The 21483-nt window shown below is 64.6% G+C and carries 18 protein-coding genes; 15 read left to right on the top strand and 3 right to left on the bottom strand.

What is annotated here, in order from left to right; translation table 11 throughout:
• The first annotated feature begins 12 nt into the window (after positions 1-12).
• The 11 genes from V6W80_RS01875 to V6W80_RS01825 all read left to right on the top strand — a co-directional run bounded on the left by V6W80_RS01875 (position 13) and on the right by V6W80_RS01825 (position 14157).
• The gene (locus V6W80_RS01875) at positions 13-2820 is read left to right on the top strand and encodes an LPS-assembly protein LptD (protein WP_338545730.1); all 2808 of its coding nucleotides are present in this window, start codon (positions 13-15) and stop codon (positions 2818-2820) included.
• Positions 2801-4096, top strand: coding sequence for a peptidylprolyl isomerase (locus V6W80_RS01870; protein ID WP_338545729.1), 1296 nt, complete (start codon positions 2801-2803; stop codon positions 4094-4096). The genes V6W80_RS01875 and V6W80_RS01870 overlap by 20 nt, the downstream gene beginning before the upstream one ends.
• Positions 4097-4146: 50 nt before the next feature.
• Positions 4147-5142, top strand: a complete 996-nt coding sequence (gene pdxA, locus V6W80_RS01865) for a 4-hydroxythreonine-4-phosphate dehydrogenase PdxA (RefSeq protein ID WP_338545728.1) — start codon at positions 4147-4149, stop codon at positions 5140-5142.
• A 292-nt stretch (positions 5143-5434) separates the two neighbouring features.
• Positions 5435-6226 carry a 16S rRNA (adenine(1518)-N(6)/adenine(1519)-N(6))-dimethyltransferase RsmA gene (rsmA, locus tag V6W80_RS01860; protein ID WP_017640354.1) on the top strand — a complete coding sequence of 264 codons (792 nt, stop codon included), beginning with the start codon at positions 5435-5437 and terminating at the stop codon, positions 6224-6226.
• Between the two features lie 34 nt (positions 6227-6260).
• A complete protein-coding gene (apaG, locus tag V6W80_RS01855) occupies positions 6261-6647 on the top strand; it encodes a Co2+/Mg2+ efflux protein ApaG (RefSeq protein WP_338545727.1) in 387 nt (128 codons plus the stop codon).
• Between the two features lie 8 nt (positions 6648-6655).
• The gene (locus V6W80_RS01850; protein WP_017640352.1) at positions 6656-7477 is read left to right on the top strand and encodes a symmetrical bis(5'-nucleosyl)-tetraphosphatase; all 822 of its coding nucleotides are present in this window, start codon (positions 6656-6658) and stop codon (positions 7475-7477) included.
• Positions 7474-7803, top strand: a complete 330-nt coding sequence (glpE, locus tag V6W80_RS01845; RefSeq protein ID WP_338545726.1) for a thiosulfate sulfurtransferase GlpE — start codon at positions 7474-7476, stop codon at positions 7801-7803. Before V6W80_RS01850 ends, glpE begins: the two co-directional genes overlap by 4 nt.
• A gap of 365 nt (positions 7804-8168) precedes the next feature.
• Complete coding sequence (locus V6W80_RS01840; RefSeq protein WP_064306876.1) at positions 8169-10091, top strand: PrkA family serine protein kinase; 1923 nt, start codon at positions 8169-8171, stop codon at positions 10089-10091.
• A 76-nt stretch (positions 10092-10167) separates the two neighbouring features.
• Complete coding sequence (locus V6W80_RS01835; protein WP_017639521.1) at positions 10168-11439, top strand: YeaH/YhbH family protein; 1272 nt, start codon at positions 10168-10170, stop codon at positions 11437-11439.
• Positions 11436-12977, top strand: coding sequence for a SpoVR family protein (locus tag V6W80_RS01830; protein ID WP_338545725.1), 1542 nt, complete (start codon positions 11436-11438; stop codon positions 12975-12977). The genes V6W80_RS01835 and V6W80_RS01830 overlap by 4 nt, the downstream gene beginning before the upstream one ends.
• A 52-nt stretch (positions 12978-13029) precedes the next feature.
• Entirely contained in the window at positions 13030-14157 is a 1128-nt protein-coding gene (locus V6W80_RS01825) for a multifunctional CCA tRNA nucleotidyl transferase/2'3'-cyclic phosphodiesterase/2'nucleotidase/phosphatase (RefSeq protein ID WP_338545724.1), read from the top strand.
• Positions 14158-14422: 265 nt separating this feature from the next.
• On the opposite strand, the gene folK is transcribed toward V6W80_RS01825, so the two are convergent.
• On the bottom strand, positions 14423-14956 hold the full coding sequence (folK, locus tag V6W80_RS01820) for a 2-amino-4-hydroxy-6-hydroxymethyldihydropteridine diphosphokinase (protein WP_338545723.1): 534 nt from the start codon (positions 14954-14956) through the stop codon (positions 14423-14425).
• Positions 14953-15306 (bottom strand): dihydroneopterin aldolase, encoded by a 354-nt coding sequence (gene folB, locus V6W80_RS01815; protein ID WP_007159747.1) that lies wholly within the window; start codon positions 15304-15306, stop codon positions 14953-14955. The genes folK and folB overlap by 4 nt, the downstream gene beginning before the upstream one ends.
• A 110-nt stretch (positions 15307-15416) precedes the next feature.
• Between folB and plsY the strand changes: the two genes are divergently transcribed.
• Positions 15417-15986, top strand: coding sequence for a glycerol-3-phosphate 1-O-acyltransferase PlsY (plsY, locus tag V6W80_RS01810; RefSeq protein ID WP_338545722.1), 570 nt, complete (start codon positions 15417-15419; stop codon positions 15984-15986).
• A 45-nt stretch (positions 15987-16031) separates the two neighbouring features.
• Here plsY and tsaD read toward each other — a convergent pair whose 3' ends face one another.
• Positions 16032-17057: a tRNA (adenosine(37)-N6)-threonylcarbamoyltransferase complex transferase subunit TsaD gene (tsaD, locus tag V6W80_RS01805; protein ID WP_338545721.1), complete on the bottom strand. Its 1026-nt coding sequence runs from the start codon at positions 17055-17057 to the stop codon at positions 16032-16034.
• A gap of 205 nt (positions 17058-17262) precedes the next feature.
• On the opposite strand from tsaD, the gene rpsU reads away from it, so the two are divergent.
• The 3 genes from rpsU to rpoD all read left to right on the top strand — a co-directional run bounded on the left by rpsU (position 17263) and on the right by rpoD (position 21479).
• Positions 17263-17478, top strand: coding sequence for a 30S ribosomal protein S21 (gene rpsU / locus V6W80_RS01800; RefSeq protein ID WP_007159750.1), 216 nt, complete (start codon positions 17263-17265; stop codon positions 17476-17478).
• A gap of 163 nt (positions 17479-17641) precedes the next feature.
• The gene (dnaG, locus tag V6W80_RS01795; RefSeq protein WP_338545720.1) at positions 17642-19549 is read left to right on the top strand and encodes a DNA primase; all 1908 of its coding nucleotides are present in this window, start codon (positions 17642-17644) and stop codon (positions 19547-19549) included.
• Positions 19550-19625: 76 nt separating this feature from the next.
• The gene (gene rpoD, locus V6W80_RS01790; RefSeq protein ID WP_064306814.1) at positions 19626-21479 is read left to right on the top strand and encodes an RNA polymerase sigma factor RpoD; all 1854 of its coding nucleotides are present in this window, start codon (positions 19626-19628) and stop codon (positions 21477-21479) included.
• Positions 21480-21483: the final 4 nt, after the last annotated feature.

Below are 21483 nucleotides of genomic sequence, written 5' to 3'. Positions count from 1 at the left end.
ACGACTTTAAGGATGGCCGTGAAAACCCCCGCGTTTCGCAGAAAATTTCCCCTCTTGGTAACCGGCAGCCTGCTCGCCATGCAGCCCGTCACCGCCCTTATCGCCGCCCCCGCCGAGCAGTTCAGCTGTAGTGCCGGCGCCGGTGGTGGCTGGTCGTGCAACACCCAGGCACCGACCGCGGCCATCCCGCCCCGCCCCAGCAAGGGCGAGACCCAGGGTGTCGCCGCCGTCGAGCCTGCCGCACGCAAGGGCGACGATGCCGTGCTGGTCACCGAGAGCAAGGGTCGTGCCCTCAAGTCCCGCAGCGCCGACTACAGCCACCTGGACTGGGTCCCGCGCGAGCAACTGACCCCGGCCCAGTTGGCCGAGACCGGTCCCTACTGCAGCGGCGCCTATGTCGAGCCGCAGCGCCCGGGCATGTACGACGACACCCCGACCGCCAAGGCCCCGACTTACGTTTCCGCCAAGGCCTCGCGCTACGAGCAGGAGCAGCAGGTCGCCACCCTGGCCGGTGACGTGGTGCTGCGCCAGGGCGGCATGCAGGTGGAATCCCAGGAAGCCAACCTGCACCAGCTGGAAAATCGCGGCGAGCTCAAGGGCAACGTCAAATTCCGCGACAACGGCCTGTTGATGGTCGGCGACAAGGCCGATCTGCAGCTGGACAACGGCCAGGTCCAGGTCGACAACGCCGAATTCGTTATGCACCAGAGCCGTGCCCGCGGCAGCGCGCTCTATGCCAAACGCGGCGACGACGCCATCATCCGCCTCAAGGATGGCACCTACACCACCTGCGAACCGGGCAGCAACGCCTGGCAGGTCAAGGGCAACACCGTGACCCTGAACCCGGCCACCGGCCTGGGTTACGCGACCAACGCCACGCTTCGGGTCAAGGACATTCCGGTCCTCTATACGCCCTTCATCTACTTCCCGATCGACGACCGTCGCCAGTCCGGTTTCCTGGCGCCTTCGATCAGCACCTCCAGCGACACCGGCTTCGCGATCACCACGCCCTACTACTTCAACCTGGCGCCCAACTACGACGCCACCCTCTATCCGCGCTACATGGCCAAGCACGGCCTGCAGACCGAGGGCGACTTCCGCTACCTGACCCGCAGCAGCGAAGGCGAGGTCTACGGCTCCTACCTCAAGGACACCGATCCGGAGCACGAAGGCGAACCGGAAGCCACCGACAGCCGCTGGCTGTACGGCTGGAAGAACCGCAGCGGCCTGGATTCGCGCCTGATGGCCGAGGTGGACTACACCCGCATCAGCGATCCCTATTACTTCCAGGACCTGGACACCGACCTCGGCATCAACAAGCCGACCTACGTCAACCAGCAGGGTCGCCTGACCTACCGTGGCGACACCTTCGTCGCCGGCCTCAACGCCCAGGCCTACCAGCTGGCTACCGTCTCCGACGTGACGCCCTACAACCGCCTGCCGCAGCTGACCCTGAGCGGTGCCCTGCCCTACAACCCGGGCGGTCTGGACTTCACCTACGACACCGAGGCGGTGCGCTTCACCCGCAGCTTCGACGACAACACCTACTTCGACCTGGACGACAACGGCAATCGCACCAACGTACGCAACCGTCCCGATGTCAACCTCTTCGGCCTGACCCGCGCCGAAGGCAATCGCTACCACATCGAGCCGGGCATCGCCCGCCCGATGACCGCGTCCTGGGGCTTCCTGACGCCGTCGCTGCGCTATGCCTACACCCGCTACGACCTGGACCTGGACAGCACCGGCCAGAACGACCTGAACTCGCCGCTGGTCGGCGGTAGTCGTCGCGCCTCGGCGGGTTCCAGCGTGACCAGCTTCAACGACAGCCCGACCCGCTCGGTGCCGATCTTCAGCCTCGACAGCGGCCTCTACTTCGACCGCACCTCGAATCTGTTCGGCGAAGGTGGCAAGCAGACCTTCGAACCCCGCGCCAAGTACCTCTACGTACCCAACCGCGACCAGGACGATCTGCCGGTGTTCGATACCGGCGAATACACCTTCAGCTACAGCTCGCTGTGGCGCGACAACCGCTTCACCGGTCGCGACCGCATCGGCGATGCCAACCAGCTGGCCCTGGGTGCCACCAGCCGCTTCATCGAGCCCAACGGCTTCGAGCGCGCCAACGTGAGCTTCGGTCAGCTGTTCTACTTCCGCGACCGTGAGGTGCAGCTGCCCGGCCTGACCAAGGACGACCTGGCCTACGCCCGCAGCCTGGGGCAGAACATCGACAATCCCCAGGCCACCACCTCGCGCTCGCCCTATGCCCTGGCCGGCATGTATCGCTTCAACCGCGACTGGCGCGCGAACGGCGAATTCAACTGGGATCCGACCCTGCACCAGACCGACTCCGGCAGCGTCATGTTCCACTATCAGCCGGAAGCCGAGCCGGGCAAGATCCTCAATGTCGGCTACCGCTATCGTGACAACGTCCGGGTGTTCGATCCGAACATCGGCCGCTTCACCTACAACAGCGACGACTACAAGATCGACCAGCACGACATTTCCTTCATCTGGCCGATCGTGCCCCAGTGGTCCGCCATCGCCCGCTGGCAGTTCGACTACAACAAGAGCCGTACCCTAGAAGCCTTCGGTGGCTTCGAGTACGACAACTGCTGCTGGAAGCTGCGCCTGATCAGCCGCTACTGGCTCAAGAGCGAAGACGACGTCTTCTACACCGCCCAGAGCTCCGAAGCCGATCGCGGGATCTTCCTGCAGATCGTGCTCAAGGGACTCGGCAACGTCTTCGGCGGCAAGACCGAAGGCTTCCTGGACAGAGGCATTCAAGGCTATCGTGAACGTGAAGACCAAGCTATGTAACGCCCTGCGCCCGCTCGCCCTGGGCGCGGCGCTCGCTCTCTCCCCTCTGGCTCAGGCTGCCGTGGTTCCGCTGGACAAGGTCGTGGCCATCGTCGACAACGACGTGGTCATGCAGAGCCAGCTCGATCAACGCCTCAACGAGGTCAAGCAGAACATCACCCGCCGGGGCGCCTCGGCGCCGCCGGAAAGCGAACTGCGTCAGCAGGTGCTCGAACGGCTGATCCTGGAAGACATCCAGATGCAGCTGGCCGGACGCATGGGCGTGAAGATCTCCGACGAGGAGCTCAACCAGGCCGTCGCCACCATCGCCCAGCGCAATGGCCTGAGCGTGGCCGAATTCCGCCAGGCCCTGGCCCGTGATGGTCTCTCCTACGATGCCGCTCGCGAGCAGGTCCGGCGCGAGATGATGATCAGCCGAGTGCGCCAGCGTCAGGTCGGCCAACGCGTGCAGGTCACCCAGCAGGAGGTGCAGAACTTCCTCGCCTCGGATCTGGGCAAGCTGCAGCTGTCCGAAGAGTATCGGCTGGCCAACATCCTGATCCCGGTGGCGGACAATGCCGGCACCGCCGGTCTCGACGCCGCCGCACGCCAGGCGCAGGACACCTACAACCAGCTGCGTCAGGGCGCCGACTTCAACCAGTTGGCCATCGCCCGCTCGGCCGGCGACAACGCCCTCGACGGCGGCGAGATCGGCTGGCGCAAGGCCGCCCAGCTGCCCCCGCCCTTCGACCGCCTGATCGGCAGCGTCGGCGTCGGCGGCATCACCCAGCCTGTGCGCGTTCCCGGCGGCTTCGTGATCCTCAAGGTGGAAGAGAAGCGTGGTGGCGAGGCCAGCATCGTCGACGAGGTGCATGTCCGGCACATCCTGCTCAAGCCCAATGCCGTACGCAGCGACGCCGAGACCCAGCGGCTGGCCGCGCGCCTGCGCGAGCGCATCCAGAATGGCGAGAGCTTCGCCACCCTGGCCAAGAGCTTCTCGGAAGATCCGGGCTCGGCGCTCAATGGCGGCGACCTGGGCTGGATCAATCCGGAATCCCTGGTGCCGGAATTCCGCGAAGTGATGAACAGCTCGCCGGTCAACCAGCTGCCGCAGCCGTTCCACACGCCGTTCGGCTGGCACATCCTGGAAGTCCTGGGCCGTCGGGCCACCGACAATACCCAGCAGGCGCGCGAGCAGCAGGCCTTGAATCTCCTGCGCAATCGCAAGTACGACCAGGAGCTGCAGACCTGGTTGCGCCAGATCCGCGACGAAGCCTACGTCGAGATCAAGCAGTAACCCCAAGGCCGCGGGCATCCCCTGCGGCCTTCTTGTTTCCGGAGCCCGCCATGGCCCTGCGCTTCGCCCTCACCCCCGGTGAACCCGCCGGCATCGGTCCCGACCTCTGCCTGCTGCTGGCGCGCGCCGCCCAGCCCCACGCCCTGATCGCCATCGCCAGCCGCGACCTGCTGGCCGCCCGCGCGGTGGAACTGGGGCTCGCCATCGACCTCATCGCGGTAGACCCCACGGCCTGGCCCGACCGCCCGGCGCCGGCTGGTGCCCTCTATGTCTGGGACACTCCGCTGGGCGCGCCGGTGGTGACCGGGCAGCTGGATACCGCCAATGCCGCCTACGTCCTGGAGACCCTGACCCGCGCCGGCCAGGGCTGTCTCGACGGCATCTTCGCCGGGATGATCACCGCGCCGGTGCACAAGGGCGTGATCAATGACGGCGGCGTGGCCTTTTCCGGCCATACCGAATTCCTCGCCGAGCTGACCGACACCCCCCAGGTGGTGATGCTGCTGGCGACCGCCGGCCTGAGGGTGGCCCTGGTCACCACCCACCTGCCGCTGCGCGAGGTGGCAGATGCCATCGATCGCCAGATGCTGCTGGACGTGACCCGCATCCTGCATGGCGATCTGCAGCGCTATTTCGGCGTCGCCCGGCCGCGGATCCTGGTCTGTGGCCTCAATCCCCATGCCGGCGAGGGCGGTCATCTGGGCCGCGAAGAGCTCGAGATCATCGAGCCGGCGCTGGACAGCCTGCGCGCCGAAGGCCTCGACCTGGTCGGGCCGCTGCCCGCCGACACCCTCTTCACCCCTAAGCACCTCCAGCACTGCGACGCGGTCCTGGCCATGTACCACGACCAGGGCCTGCCGGTGCTCAAGCACAAGGGCTTCGGCGCCGCGGTCAACGTGACTCTGGGTATGCCGATCATCCGTACCTCGGTCGACCACGGCACCGCCCTCGACCTGGCCGGCAGCGGTCACATCGACACCGGCAGTCTGAAGGTGGCCCTCGACACGGCCTACAGCATGGCGGCCCATCGCCGTTCGGTGACTTAAGAGGCTATTCATAACCTCGCAAGCTAGAGACAAACAAGGCCTGGGCGGCCCCGCAAAAAGTCCTGAGGAAGCGGATCGGACTCGCGGGCGAGTTTACGAACGGTAAATGAGCATTTCCGACGGGGCCGCCTAGGTGGGGCTGGCCTTCCAGGGTCTTTTCAACGCAGTTTGGCCGACGCGTAGCAGGTTATGAACAGCCTCTGAGCGCCCCGGTGACGGTCAAGGGTCTGCTAAACTGGTAGGTCTTTGCCGTCTTGAAATCGCAGGCCCGCTGCCTGCGCCGGAGCACCTGATGACCGAGCTCTACCAACACCGCGCTCGCAAGAGGTTCGGCCAGAACTTCCTGCACGACGCCGGAGTGATCCATCGCATCCTGCGCGCCATCCACGGGCGACCCGGCGAGCGCCTGCTGGAAATCGGCCCGGGCCAGGGCGCCCTCACCGAAGGGCTGCTCGGCAGCGGCGCCCGGCTCGATGTCATCGAGCTGGACCAGGACCTGATTCCCCTGCTCAGACTCAAGTTCGGCCTCAATCCGCTGTTCACCCTGCATCAGGGTGACGCCATGAAATACGACCTCTCCAGCATCGCCGCGGGCGATCGACTGCGGGTGGTGGGCAACCTGCCCTACAACATCTCCACGCCGCTGATCTTCCACCTGCTCAGTTTCGCCGACATCATCGCCGACATGCACTTCATGCTGCAGAAGGAAGTAGTGGAACGCCTGGCGGCGGTGCCCGGCAATGGCGACTGGGGCCGGCTGTCGATCATGGTGCAGTATCACTGCCGCGTGGAGCACCTGTTCAACGTCGGTCCGGGCGCCTTCAATCCGCCACCCAAGGTGGATTCGGCCATCGTCCGCCTGGTACCTCATACCGAGCGCCCCCACGTGGCCCGTGACCCGGTCCTGCTCGAACGCGTCGTCCGCGAGGCCTTCGGCCAGCGCCGCAAGACCCTCAGGAACACCCTCAAGGGCACCCTGGACAGCGCCGCCATCGAAGCCGCCGACGTCGATCCCGGGCTGCGCCCGGAGCAGCTGGACCTGGCCGCCTATGTGCGCCTGGCCAACCAGTTGGCGTCCAGCTGAAGCCTTTCCACCCGTATCCGCAGAGAATCCTTTCGTGACCGAGCCCGATCCGCGCTACCTCATCACCGTGCAGGTCACCACCCGCTACCTGCCCGAACAATCCAGCGCCAGCCAGGAGCGCTACGCCTTCGCCTACGATGTGAGCATCCGCAATGACGGCCAGCTGCCGGCGCAACTGCTCAGCCGCCACTGGATCATCGCCGACGGCAATGGCGAGGTGCAGGAAGTGCGTGGGCCAGGCGTGGTGGGCGAGCAGCCGCTGATCGCCCCGGGCGCGACCCACAGCTATTCCAGCGGCACCCTGATGCCGACCCAGGTCGGCAGTATGAGGGGCAGCTACCAGATGGTCGCCAGCGATGGCCACCTCTTCGACGCCGCCATCCCCACCTTCCGCCTGGCCGTACCGGGCTCGCTACACTAGGACTGCCGATGACGCTGTACGCCGTTGGTGACCTGCAAGGTTGCCTCGACCCGCTCAAATGCCTCCTCGACGAGGTCCGCTTCGATCCCGCGCAGGACCGCCTCTGGCTGGTAGGTGATCTGGTCAACCGCGGACCTCAGTCGTTGGAAACCCTGAGATACCTGTACGCGATACGCGATTCGGTGGTCAGCGTCCTGGGCAACCACGACCTGCACCTGCTGGCGGTGGCCCTTGGCGGCGCCAGGCTGAAAAAGCAGGACACCCTGAGCGACATCCTCGCCGCTCCCGATCGCGACGAACTGCTGAGCTGGCTGCGCCACCTGCCGCTGATCCAGCACGATGCCGAACGCAACTGCGTGCTGGTCCACGCCGGCCTGCCACCGCAATGGACGCTGACCCAGGCCAAGAGCCTGGCCGGCGAAGTGGAGGCCGTGCTGCGCGATGATGAGGCCCATGTGCCCTTTCTCGAGCAGATGTATGGCAATGAGCCGGCGCTCTGGCAAGATGATCTCCAGGGCCAGGAGCGCCTGCGCCTGATCACCAACTACCTGACGCGCATGAGATTCTGCAGTCCGGAAGGTCGGCTGGAATTCAAGAGCAAGGAAGGCCTGGACAGTGCGCCGGCCGGCTTCGCCCCCTGGTTCAGCCACGAGCATCGGCTGACCCGTGACGTGCGCATCCTGTTCGGCCACTGGGCCGCGCTCAAGGGTCGCTGCGCAGCGCCCAATGTCGAGGCCCTCGACAGCGGCTGCGTCTGGGGCGGCGACATGACCCTGCTCGACGTCGACGGCAACCGCCGTCATCTCTGCAGTTGCAAGGAGAAGAAATGAGCGAATTCACCTGTATCTCCCCCGAACGGGCCCTGGAACTGCACAGTGAGGGCGCCCGGATCGTCGACATCCGCGATCCGCACAGCTACGCCACCCTGCACGTCGCCGGCGCCCAGCGGATCGACAACCAGAACATCCATGACTTCATCGCCGCCGCCGATCTCGACGCGCCGCTGCTGGTATTTTGCTACCACGGCCATTCCAGCCAAAGCGCGGCGGCCTTCCTGGCCGGCCAGGGCTTCAGCCAGGTCTACAGCGTCGACGGCGGCTTCGAAAACTGGCGCACCCTCTATCCCGAGCAGACCGAAAGCGGCGCGGGCGTTTAACACAGCGGCTTGACGCTGTGGTTACAAGAATAAACCGAATTGGCTCTTCCACATCTCGCAGATAGGACTATTCTGGAATCAGGCCCTCCGGAAACGGCGGGCTCGATAACCGGCTTTGGACCATCGGTGTAACCACTGGAGATTCGGGGGAATTCCAGGGGGACCGTTTCCATCGGTCTCCTTCGTGCGTCTCTCGAAACCCAACCCTTCTCTGCAAGCGTGTAAGGATCGATTAGGCAAGACGACCGCGAAGGTATTAGAGACGTTATCTTTCGTCGCCCGGCATGACCGCTCCCCATCGGCAGCAAGGCAAGGCTCCAGGCATCGATTCCAAGCTGGTCCAGGGTATCCAGCGAGGAGACGTCATGAGCATTTTCAGTCACTTCCAGGGGCGTTTTGAAGCGACTCGCCAGGAAGAGTATTCCCTTCAGGAATACCTTGAGATCTGCAAGAAGGATCGTACCGCCTTTGCCAGTGCCGCCGAGCGCATGCTCATGGCCATCGGCGAACCCGAACTGGTGGACACCACCAGCGACTCACGCCTGTCCCGCATCTTTTCCAACAAGGTCATCCGCCGCTATCCGGCCTTTGCCGACTTCCATGGCATGGAAGACTGCATCGAGCAGATCGTGTCCTACTTCCGCCATGCGGCGCAGGGCCTGGAAGAGAAGAAGCAGATCCTCTATCTGCTCGGCCCGGTAGGTGGCGGCAAATCCTCCCTCGCGGAGAAACTCAAGCACCTGATCGAGAAGGTCCCTTTCTACGCCATCAAGGGCTCGCCGGTGTTCGAATCGCCGCTGGGGCTGTTCAATCCCGACGAAGATGGTCAGATTCTCGAAGAGGACTACGGCATCCCTCGCCATTACCTGCGCAGCATCATGTCGCCCTGGGCGGCCAAGCGCCTGCAGGAATTCGGTGGCGACATCAGCAAGTTCAAGGTGGTCAAGCTCTACCCGTCCATCCTCAACCAGATCGCCATCGCCAAGACCGAACCGGGCGACGAGAACAACCAGGACATCTCCGCCCTGGTGGGCAAGGTGGACATCCGCAAGCTGGAGGAATACCCGCAGAACGATGCGGACGCCTACAGCTATTCCGGCGCCCTGTGCCGCGCCAACCAGGGCCTGATGGAATTCGTGGAGATGTTCAAGGCCCCGATCAAGGTCCTGCACCCCTTGCTGACCGCGACCCAGGAAGGCAACTACAACAGCACCGAAGGCCTCGGCGCCCTGCCCTACAGCGGCATCATCCTGGCCCACTCCAACGAATCCGAGTGGCACACCTTCCGCAACAACAAGAACAACGAGGCCTTCATCGACCGGATCTACATCGTCAAGGTGCCCTACTGCCTGCGTGTCTCCGACGAGATCCACATCTACGACAAGCTCTTGGTCAACAGCTCCCTGGCCAACGCCCATTGCGCGCCGGACACCCTGAAGATGCTGGCCCAGTTCTCGGTGCTCTCTCGCCTCAAGGAACCGGAAAACTCCAACATCTATTCGAAGATGCGCGTCTACGACGGCGAAAACCTCAAGGACACCGATCCCAAGGCCAAGTCGATCCAGGAGTACCGCGACAGCGCCGGCGTCGACGAGGGCATGAACGGCCTGTCCACTCGCTTCGCCTTCAAGATCCTCTCGCGGGTGTTCAACTTCGACGCCAACGAGATCGCGGCCAACCCGGTGCACCTGCTCTATGTGCTGGAGCAGCAGATCGAAGCCGAGCAGTTCCCGGCCGAGACCCGCGAGCGCTACATGAGATTCATCAAGGAATACCTGGCGCCACGCTATGTGGAGTTCATCGGCAAGGAGATCCAGACCGCCTACCTCGAGTCCTACAGCGAATACGGCCAGAACATCTTCGACCGCTATGTGCTCTACGCCGACTTCTGGATCCAGGATCAGGAATACCGCGATCCGGAAACCGGCGAGATCCTCAATCGCGCCTCGCTCAACGAGGAACTGGAGAAGATCGAGAAGCCGGCCGGCATCAGCAATCCGAAGGATTTCCGCAACGAGATCGTCAACTTCGTGTTGCGCGCCCGTGCCAACAATAACGGCAAGAATCCGAGCTGGCTGTCCTACGAGAAGCTGCGCGCGGTGATCGAGAAGAAGATGTTCTCCAACACCGAGGAGCTCCTACCGGTCATCAGCTTCAATGCCAAGGCCAGCAAGGAAGATCAGCAGAAGCACAGTGATTTCGTGACCCGCATGGTGGAGCGCGGGTACACCGAGAAGCAGGTGCGGCTGCTGTCCGAGTGGTATTCACGGGTACGCAAGTCGCAGTAAGGCAGCCTGAGGCTGAACCCGCGACGACGCGCCTGCCGCGTCGTCGTGGCGTCCTGCAATAGCCCGGAGGGCCTGTATGAGTTATGTCATCGACCGGCGTCTAAACGGCAAGAACAAGAGCACGGTGAACCGCACGCGTTTCCTGCGGCGCTATCGTGAGCACATCAAGAAGGCGGTCGAGGAAGCCGTGAGCCGGCGCTCCATCACCGACATGGAGCACGGCGAGCAGATCAGCATTCCTGCCCGTGACATCGACGAGCCCGCGCTGTACCAAGGCAAGGGCGGGCGCCAGACCATCGTCCACCCGGGCAACAAGGAATTCGTCAGCGGCGAACGCATCCCGCGCCCCCAGGGGAGTGGCGGCGGTCAGGGCCAGGGCAAGGCCAGCAACAGCGGCGAAGGCATGGACGAATTCGCCTTCCAGATCACCCAGGACGAATTCCTCGACTTCATGTTCGAGGACCTGGAGCTGCCCAACCTGGTCAAGAAGCAACTGACCGGCACCGACACCTTCAAGACGGTACGCGCCGGCATCAGCAACGAGGGCAATCCGGCCCGCATCAACATCATCCGCACCCTGCGTGCCTCCCACGCGCGGCGCATCGCCCTCTCCGGCGGCAGCCGCAACAAGCTGCGCGAAGCCAAGGCCGAACTGGCGCGGCTGCGGGTGGAGGAGCCCGACAACCTGGGCGACATCCAGGCGCTGGAGGCCGAGATCGAACGACTGCGCGCGCGCATCGACAAGGTGCCCTTCCTCGACACCTTCGACCTCAAATACAACCTGCTGTCAAAGCAGCCCAGCCCCAGCTCCAAGGCGGTGATGTTCTGCCTAATGGACGTCTCCGGCTCCATGACCCAGGCCACCAAGGACATCGCCAAGCGCTTCTACATCCTGCTCTACCTGTTTCTCAAGCGGAACTACGAGCGCATCGAGGTGGTGTTCATCCGGCACCACACCAGCGCCAAGGAAGTGGACGAGGAAGAATTCTTCTACTCCCGGGAAACCGGCGGCACCATCGTCTCCAGCGCCCTCAAGCTGATGCAGGAGGTCATGGCCGAGCGCTATCCGGTCAACGAGTGGAATCTCTATGCCGCCCAGGCTTCCGACGGCGACAACTGGAATGACGATTCGCCCATCTGCCGGGAGATCCTAACCAAGCAGATCCTGCCGTTCATGCAGTACTACACCTATGTGGAGATCACCCCGCGCGAGCACCAGGCGCTGTGGTACGAATACGAGAACGTCCGCGGCGCGTTCCCGGATTCCTTCTCGCAGCAGCAGATCGTCTCGGCGGGGGATATCTATCCCGTGTTCCGCGAACTGTTCCAGCGGAGACTCGTGTCATGAAACGTGAGCCCATCTCCACCGGCTCGGAATGGACCTTCGAGCTGATCCAGACCTACGACCGGGAGATCGCCCGGATCGCCAAGCGCTATGCGCTGGACACCTATCCCAACCAGATCGAGGTGATCACCGCCGAGCAGATGATGGATGCCTATGCCTCCGTCGGCATGCCCATCGGCTACAACCACTGGTCCTACGGCAAGCACTTCCTGCACACCGAGAAGCACTACAGTCGCGGCCAGATGGGCCTGGCCTACGAGATCGTGATCAACTCCGATCCCTGCATCGCCTACCTCATGGAAGAGAACACCATGACCATGCAGGCGCTGGTGATCGCCCACGCCTGCTATGGCCACAACAGCTTCTTCAAGGGCAACTACCTGTTCCGCACCTGGACCGATGCCAGCTCCATCATCGACTACCTGGTGTTCGCCAAGCAGTACATCACCCAGTGCGAGGAACGCCATGGCATCGATGCCGTGGAGGAGCTGCTGGATTCCTGCCATGCGCTGATGAACTACGGGGTGGATCGCTACAAGCGGCCCTACCCCATCTCCGCCGCCGAGGAACGCCAGCGGCAGAAGGAGCGCGAAGAGCAGTTGCAGCGGCAGGTCAACGACCTCTGGCGGACCATTCCCAAGATGGCCGGCAAGGAGGCCCATGACGAAGGGGCACGCTTCCCCAGCGAACCCCAGGAGAACATCCTTTATTTCGTGGAAAAGCACGCGCCGCTGCTGGAGCCCTGGCAGCGCGAGGTGATCCGCATCGTGCGCAAGATCGCCCAGTACTTCTATCCCCAGCGCCAGACCCAGGTGATGAACGAAGGCTGGGCCACCTTCTGGCACTACACCCTGCTCAACGATCTCTACGACGAGGGCCTGGTCACCGAAGGCTTCATGTTCGAATTCCTGCAATCCCACGCCGGGGTGATCTACCAGCCGGGCTTCGACAGCCCCTACTACAGCGGCATCAACCCCTACACCCTGGGCTTCGCCATGTTCCGCGACATCCGCCGCATCTGCGAGGATCCCACGGAGGAAGACCGCCGCTGGTTCCCCGACATCGCCGGCAGCGACTGGCTGGCCACCATCACCTTCGCCATGAAGAGCTTCAAGGACGAAAGCTTCATCCTGCAGTATCTCTCGCCCAAGGTGATCCGCGACCTCAAGCTGTTCAGCATCCTCGATGACGACCAGCGCGACGAACTGGAAGTGGCGGCCATCCACGACGACGGCGGCTATCGCCTGATCCGTGAGCAACTCGCCGCCCAATACAACCTGGGCAATCGCGAGCCCAATGTGCAGATCTGGAACGTGGACCGGCGTGGCGATCGCTCCCTTACCCTTCGCCACTTCCAGCACGACCGCAAGCCGCTGGGCAACTCCACGGACGAGGTGCTCAAGCACCTGCACCGCCTCTGGGGCTTCGACATTCGGCTGGAAAGCGTGAGGGGCGAAGACGTCACCCACAGCTTCCAGGTTCCGCCCCGCCATGAGAGCCGCGATCACGACCGCCGCCTGGATCTGGCGTCGCCGATCTGAGCCGAGTCGCTCTTTCGGGCTATCCTAGACCTCCGCAAGGAGGTCTTTTTCTATGCAAATCTACAAGGTGGGCGGTGCCGTACGGGATCGCCTGCTCGGCCGACCGGTCACCGAAGTCGACTGGGTCGTGGTGGGCGCCACCGCCGAAGCCCTCGCCGCCCAGGGCTATCGCCCGGTGGGCGCCGATTTCCCGGTGTTCCTGCATCCCCAGACCGGTGAGGAATACGCCCTGGCCCGCACCGAACGCAAGAGCGGGCGCGGCTACGGCGGCTTCACCTTCCACGCCGCGCCCGACGTCACCCTGGAGCAGGATCTGATCCGTCGCGACCTGACCGTCAACGCCATGGCCGAAGACGACGACGGCCAGATCATCGACCCCTACGGCGGCCGCGCCGATCTCCAGGCGCGCCTGTTGCGCCACGTCTCTCCCGCCTTCGCCGAAGATCCGTTGCGCGTGCTGCGCGTCGCCCGCTTCGCCGCCCGCTATTGCAGCCTGGGTTTCCAGGTGGCGCCCGAGACGCTGCTGCTGATGCAGGAGATGGTCGCCAGTGGCGAGCTGGACGCCCTGACCGCCGAACGACTTTGGAAGGAAACCTCCCGTGCGCTGCTCGAAGAGCGACCCGATGTCTTCATTCGGGTGCTGCACGACTGCGGCGCCCTGGCGGCGCTCCTGCCGGAGGTGGCTGCCGGGTTCGCCGGTGAGCAACCCGAACCCGGCGCCCGGGTCTATGCCACCCTGCGCCAGAGCGCCGAGGTCCAGGCCTCACTGAACGTGCGCTGGGCCTGCCTGCTGCTGGACGTACCGGAAGAGCGACATGCTGCCATCAACGCCCGCCTCAAGGTCCCGCGCGAACCCGCCGAACTGGCCTTGTTGCTGGCGCGCCATTGGCCCACGGCCCTGCAGGCCCGGCAGCTGACACCGGAGGCCTGGTTCGAGCTGCTGCAGGGTTTCGACGTCTTGCGGCGTCCGGCGCGCTTCGAGGAATTCCTCCAGGCCTGCGCCTGTGCGGCGGCGGTCAGGACCGACTACGGCGAACCACCGTTGGCCCTGCTGCACCAGGCAGCCGAGGTATTGCGCGGGGTCGAGGTCCAGCCCCTGGTCGCCCAGGGTTTCAAGGGCGCCGCCCTGGGCGAGGCCCTCAAGCAGGCCCGCCTCGACGCCCTGGCCCAGCTCTCGTAGGTTGGCGCTGAGCGCCGCGAGGCCCAACAATGGCCGCCATGCATGCCGCCTGTTGGGCTTCGACGATAGAGCCGTCTCAACCCAACCTACCCTACCCGTAGGTTGGTGCTGAGCACAGCGAAGCCCAACACCCCTCCCCGGAGCACCGTTGGGCTTCGACGATGGCGCCGTCTCAACCCAACCTACGTCAGGGAGAGGAAGGCCAAGCGCAAGCCGGGCCCCCGTAGGTTGGCGCTGAGCGCAGCGAAGCCCAACGACCGCCGCGTTACGCCAGCTTGATGCCAAGCAACGCTGCCGGCGTCAACGCCATACCCTTCCAGCTAAAGGAGACCGGCCGCAGCACCTGGGTGGTCTGGTCGCGCATCTCCTGCCACAGCTCGTCAAAGCTCCGACCATTGTCCGGGTGCTGCCGCTCACCGGCCAGCAAGGCCAGCGGCCAGAGCACGAAGGCGTTGCGCAGGATCTCGGCGCGCGGCAGGGTCAGGCCATCGAACTCGCCGCTCAGGTCGCCATGCAGCAGGATGTCGATATCCAGCGGCAGGCCCTGGCGATCCGGCGCATAGCGACCGCTGCGGGTTTCGATAGCCTTGAGTCTCTGACTCAGGGTCGCGGGATCGAGCTCGGTGTCACCCGCCACCACCAGGTTAAAGAAAGGCGCGCTGCGGATACCCACTGCCTCGCTTTCGAACACCGGTGAGCACTGCAGGTCGGTCAGCAGCGTCGCGAGTTCGTCCAGAGCCATGCCCAGATGCTGCTCGCGCTGGATGTTGCTGCCCAACCCCAGATAGACCCGGGTCACGCCTGCCCCCGCTCGATCTCCACGCCCACGCCACGGGCGGTCGGCACCGCGCCGGGCTTGGTGATGCGCAGGCGCAGCCAGGGCAGCTTGAATTCCGCCTGCAGCAAGGCGGCCAGACGCTCGGCGAAGGTCTCGACCAGTTCGAAGGCGGTCTCGTGGGCAAAGGCGGTGATGCGCTCGGCCACCGCCGCATAGTTCAGGGTGTGTTCGAGTTCGTCGTTCGCGGCAGCCGCGCGGATATCCCAGCCCATGGTGAGATCGATGCGCAGGCACTGGCGGATGTCACGCTCCCAGTCGTACACCCCTATCACGGTGTCGACCTCGAGCCCCTCGATGAAAACCTTGTCCACTGCCTTTGCCTCGCACCTTTAGCGTGCTCTGTGTGATCGTCACCGCCGGCCTATCGTCGGGCGGCGGGCTGTCGGTAGAATCGAGCCTTCTCCTGGCGCGGAACCCTACCATGTTCTGGCTGCTGCTCCTGCTGGCCTACCTGCTGGGCTCGCTGTCCTTCGCCGTGCTGCTCAGTCGCCTGTTCGGCACCCGTGATCCGCGTCACGACGGCTCCGGCAATCCCGGCGCCAGCAACATGCTGCGCCTGGCCGGACGCAAGCTGGCGCTGCTGACCCTCGCCGGCGACCTGAGCAAGAGTCTGATTCCCGTGCTCATCGCCCACCAACTGGGCCTTGCGCCCCTGCAGCAGGCCTGGGTCGGGCTGGCCGCCGTGGTCGGCCATCTCTATCCGCTGTATTTCCACTTCCGCGGTGGCAAGGGCGTCGCCACCGCGGCTGGTCTGCTGCTGGGTCTCTATCCACCCGCGGCCCTGCTGGGCCTGGCGCTCTGGGCCGGGGTGTTCGCCCGCCTGAGGATCGCCTCCCTGGCGTCCCTGGTCGCGGTGCTCGGCATCCTGCCCCTGTTCGCCTGGCAGCGCCCGGGCCTGCTGGCACCGATGCTGCTGCTCGCCCTGCTCATCCTGATTCGCCACAGACACAATCTGCGCGCGCTGCGCCAGGGGACCGAGCGTCATTTTTGATCCCGGCGCCGCACGGGGATTACCCGGCGACGCCCTCCGCCCGTCTCAGAGCGCCGCCAACTGCTCCATGGGCCAGCGTGCCTTCACGGCAATGGCCGGACCTTCCTGCTGGCCGGCCAGCAGCCGCTGGCAACCGGCATAGGCGATCATGGCGCCGTTGTCGGTGCAGAAGCGCGGCCGCGCATAGAAGACGTGGCCGCCTAGTTCGCTAAGCATCTGCTCCAGGTTCTCGCGCAAGGCGCGGTTGGCGCTGACACCACCGGCGATCACCAGCGACTTGAGTCCGGCCTGCTTCAGCGCGCGCTTGCACTTGATCGCCAGGGTCTCGACCACCGCCGTCTGGAAGGCCAGGGCGATGTCGCAACGGGTCTGCTCACTGTCGTCACCGGCGGCCTTGCAGCGCTGCCAGGTGGTGAGGGTAAAGGTCTTGAGACCGCTGAAGCTGAATTCCAGACCGGGCCGATCGGTCATGGGCCGCGGAAAGACGAAGCGTCCCGCCACCCCACGCTCGGCCAGGCGGGCGATCTCCGGTCCCCCCGGATAGCTCAGGCCCAGCAACTTGGCGGTCTTGTCGAAGGCCTCGCCGGCGGCATCGTCCAGGGATTCGCCCAGCACCGTATAGCGGCCGATGCCATCGACCTGTACCAGCTGGGTATGGCCACCGGAGACCAGCAGGGCGACGAAGGGAAACTGCGGCGGCTGCTCTTCGAGCATGGGCGCCAGCAGATGCCCTTCCATATGATGGACGCCCAGGGCAGGCACGCCCCAGGCCAGCGCCAGCGCCTGGGCGCAGGCCGCACCCACCAGCAGGGCGCCGACCAGGCCGGGGCCGGCGGTATAGGCGATGGCGTCCACGTCAGCGGGACGGCTGCCCGCCTCTTCCAGCACTTCGCGGATCAGCGGCAGCATGCGCTTGACGTGATCGCGCGAGGCCAGCTCCGGCACCACGCCACCGTAGACGCGGTGCAGATCGATCTGGCTGAACAGCGCATCGGCCAGCAGGCCGCGCTCGCTGTCGTAGAGGGCGACGCCGGTTTCATCGCAGGACGTTTCCAGTCCCAGAACACGCATGGAGATAAGCCTTCGAGGGTATAAGATGTCAGGCTGCGCATGATAAGCGCCGCTTCCAGCACCGGCCAGCGCTTTTCGTCCGCTGGGGCTTGGCAGCGGGGCAGTTGAAGCGTTACTATCCGCAACCCTTAAAAACCGACGCTTCCCGTGCCCTTTTGCCGCTAGCGTTGGATTAAACCTCGGTAAATTTGAAGGTACGACCTGGATGCCCAACGTCAAAGTCAAAGAAAACGAACCCTTCGACGTAGCGCTGCGTCGTTTCAAGCGTTCCTGCGAGAAGGCCGGTGTACTGGCCGAAGTTCGTAGCCGCGAGTTCTACGAAAAGCCCACCGCCGAGCGCAAGCGTAAAGCTGCCGCCGCGGTCAAGCGCCACGCCAAGAAAGTACAGCGCGAGCAGCGCCGTCGCGAGCGCCTGTACTGAGTTACAGCGCTTCTCTGGCGTCATCAAACAACCCGACCTCTGGTCGGGTTGTCTGTTTCTAGCCTTCCCGTTTCACCCTGGCGTCCGCTGGCGCTAGACTCTCCTTCTGGCCATTTGGCCTGCCCCACCCTCCGCTCTTCGCCCTTCTATCCAGACGCTGACCATGGCCGGACTCATCCCGCAAGGCTTCATCGACGACCTGCTCAATCGCACCGACATCGTCGAGGTGGTGGGCGCGCGGGTGAAGCTCAAGAAGGCCGGTAAGAACTGGATGGCCTGCTGCCCCTTCCACAACGAGAAGACGCCCTCCTTCAGCGTCAGCCCCGACAAGCAATTCTACTACTGCTTCGGCTGCGGCGCCGGCGGCAACGCCCTAGGCTTCATCATGGACCACGACAACCTCGAATTTCCCGAGGCGGTCGAGGAGCTGGCCAAGAAGGCCGGCGTGGACGTGCCGCGCGAAGAGAGCGGCGGTCGGCGCAAGCCGCGGCAACCCACCGACTCCCCGCTCTACCCGCTGCTGGCCGCCGCCGCCGAATACTATCGCCTGGCACTGCGCAACCACCCCAAGCGCCAGGCGGCAGTGGACTACCTGAAGAAGCGCGGCCTCACCGGCGAGATCGCCCGCGATTTTGGCCTGGGCTTCGCCCCGCCGGGCTGGGACAACCTGGGCAAGCACCTGGGCGGCGACGATCTGCAGCAGAAGGCCATGCTCGACGCCGGCCTGCTGGTGGAAAACGCCGAGAGCGGCAAACGCTACGATCGTTTTCGCGACCGGGTGATCTTCCCCATCCGCGACAGCCGCGGCCGGGTCATCGCCTTTGGCGGTCGGGTGCTGGGCGACGACAAGCCCAAGTACCTCAACTCGCCGGAAACCCCGGTGTTCCACAAGGGCCAGGAACTCTACGGGCTGTTCGAGGCGCGCAAGCACAACCGCGACCTGGAAGAGATCCTGGTCGTGGAAGGCTACATGGACGTCATCGCCCTGGCCCAGCAAGGCATCCGCAATGCCGTGGCCACCCTGGGCACCGCCACCAGCGAAGAGCACATCAAGCGACTGTTCCGGATCGTGCCGAGCATCCTGTTCTGCTTCGACGGCGACCAGGCCGGCCGCAGCGCCGCCTGGCGCGCCCTGGAATCGGCGCTACCGGTGCTCAAGGATGGCTTCCGGGTGCGCTTCCTGTTCCTGCCCGAAGGCGAAGACCCGGATACCCTGGTGCGCGCCGAGGGCGCGGATGCCTTCCAGGCGCGCTTCGTCCAGCAGGCCCAGCCGCTGGCCGAATACTTCTTCCAGCAACTGATGATCGAGGCGGATCCGGCCACCCTGGAAGGCAAGGCGCACCTGGCCACCCTGGCGGCGCCGCTGATCGAGAAGATTCCCGGCAACAACCTGCGCCTGCTGATGCGCCAGCGCCTGAGCGAACTCACCGGCCTCGGCAACGACGCCCTGAGCCAGCTGGCGCCCGCCGCCCCGCCGCAGGATGCCCCGCCCATGGACTATGGCGACTACGCCTACGCCCATACCGAGGAAGCCCCGGTGCAGCAGCAGTGGACGCCCCGCCGTGAAGGCAAGGGCGGGCGTGACGGCAAGGGCTGGAAAAAGGATTTCAACGGCAAGGGCGGCGGCGAACGCATCCCGCGCCAGCCACCGGTCAAGGTGGAAACGCCGGTGCTGGCCGCGCTACGCAGCCTGCTGCACCACCCCACCCTGGCCCAGGCAGTGCAGGACGCCCGCGACCTAGCCGAGGAAAGCGATCAGTACGCCCAGTTGCTGGTCGCCCTGGTCGAGGCGCTGCAGAAGAAGCCGGGGCAAAGCACCCTGGCGCTCATCGCCCGCTGGCACGGCACCGAACAGGGACGCCTGTTGCGCGCCCTGGCGGAAAAAGAATGGCTGATTGCCGGTGACAACCTTGAACAACAGTTTTTCGACACCATAACGAGGTTAGCCGCCAGCCAGCGTGATCGCTCGCTGGAGCAACTCCTACGCAAGGCGCGACAGAGCGAACTGAGCTCCGAAGACAAGGACCGCCTACGCGAACTCCTCAGCCGTCCGGCGGGGTCCGTGACCTAACTGGCACGACCACCGTCTAACCGGCTATAATGTTCAGCTATTTTTGCCCGCCTAAGCCTTCAGTGGAAGGGTACCTATGTCCGGAAAAGCGCAACAGCAATCCCGTCTGAAAGAATTGATCGCCCGCGGTCGTGAGCAGGGTTACCTGACTTACGCGGAGGTCAATGACCACCTACCGGAGGATATTTCAGATCCGGAACAGGTGGAAGACATCATCCGCATGATCAATGACATGGGGATCAACGTATTCGAGACCGCGCCGGACGCCGATGCCCTGCTGCTGGCCGAAACGGATACCGACGAAGCCGCCGCCGAAGAAGCCGCCGCCGCCCTGGCCGCGGTGGAGAGCGATGTCGGCCGCACCACCGACCCGGTGCGCATGTACATGCGTGAAATGGGTACCGTGGAACTGCTGACCCGCGAAGGCGAGATCGAGATCGCCAAGCGCATCGAGGAAGGCATCCGCGAAGTCATGGGCGCCATCGCCCAGTTCCCGGGCACCGTCGACTACATCCTCAGCGAATACACCCGCGTCACCACCGAAGGCGGTCGCCTGTCCGACGTCCTCGCCGGCTACATCGACCCCGACGACGGCACCCTGCCCAATGAGAGCAATGAGCTGCCCGTCCCGAACAAGGCCACCGATGCCAAGGCCGTGGACGACGAGAAGGACGAAGAGGAAGAAAGCGACGACGCCGACGAGGAAGAAGGCGACGGCGGTCCGGATCCGGAAGAAGCTCGCCTGCGTTTCGGCGCGGTCGCCGAGCAGCTGGAAAAGACCAAGAAGACACTGAAGAAGCACGGCCGCGATAACGATCACGCCGTGGAAGAATTCGTCGCCCTGGCGCTGCTGTTCTCGCCGATCAAGCTGGTGCCCAAGCAGTACGAAGCCCTGGTGACCCGCGTGCGCGAGTCCCTGGAGCGCGTGCGTGGCCTCGAGCGCGCCATCATGCAGCTGGCTGTGCGCGATGCGCGCATGCCGCGTGCCGACTTCCTGCGCCACTTCCCCGGCAACGAGACCAACACCGAGTGGACCGCCGGCCTGCTCAAGGGCAAGCCCAAGTACGCCGAAGGTCTCGAGCGCTTCCAGGCCGACATCCAGGCCAAGCAGGCCCAGCTCGCCGAGCTGGAGCGCGATTACGAGCTGAAGGTCTCGCAGATCAAGGACATCAACCGCGCCATGTCCATCGGCGAGGCCAAGGCTCGCCGTGCCAAGAAGGAAATGGTCGAGGCGAACCTGCGTCTGGTGATCTCCATCGCCAAGAAGTACACCAACCGCGGCCTGCAATTCCTCGATCTGATCCAGGAAGGCAACATCGGCCTGATGAAGGCGGTGGACAAGTTCGAATACCGCCGTGGCTACAAGTTCTCCACCTATGCCACCTGGTGGATTCGCCAGGCTATCACCCGCTCCATCGCCGACCAGGCACGTACCATCCGGATTCCGGTGCACATGATCGAGACGATCAACAAGCTGAACCGGATCTCCCGCCAGATGCTGCAGGAGATGGGCCGCGAGCCGACCCCGGAAGAGCTGGGCGAGCGCATGGAGATGCCCGAGGACAAGATCCGCAAGGTGCTCAAGATCGCCAAGGAACCGATCTCCATGGAGACGCCCATCGGCGACGACGAGGATTCGCACCTGGGCGATTTCATCGAGGACAGCACCATGCAGTCCCCGATCGAAGTGGCCACCAGCGAAAGCCTCAAGGAAGCCACCCGCGACGTGCTCTCCGGCCTCACCGCTCGTGAAGCCAAGGTCCTGCGCATGCGCTTCGGCATCGACATGAACACCGACCACACCCTCGAAGAAGTGGGCAAGCAGTTCGACGTCACCCGCGAGCGTATCCGCCAGATCGAAGCCAAGGCCCTGCGCAAGCTGCGCCACCCTTCCCGCAGCGAACACCTGCGCTCCTTCCTCGACGAGTAAGGCG

The organism is Pseudomonas benzopyrenica, from assembly GCF_036884265.1.
Lineage (GTDB): Bacteria > Pseudomonadota > Gammaproteobacteria > Pseudomonadales > Pseudomonadaceae > Chryseomonas > Chryseomonas benzopyrenica.
The sequence above is the reverse complement of the archived record's forward strand: the minus strand, read 5'-3'. Positions and strand labels throughout refer to the sequence as shown.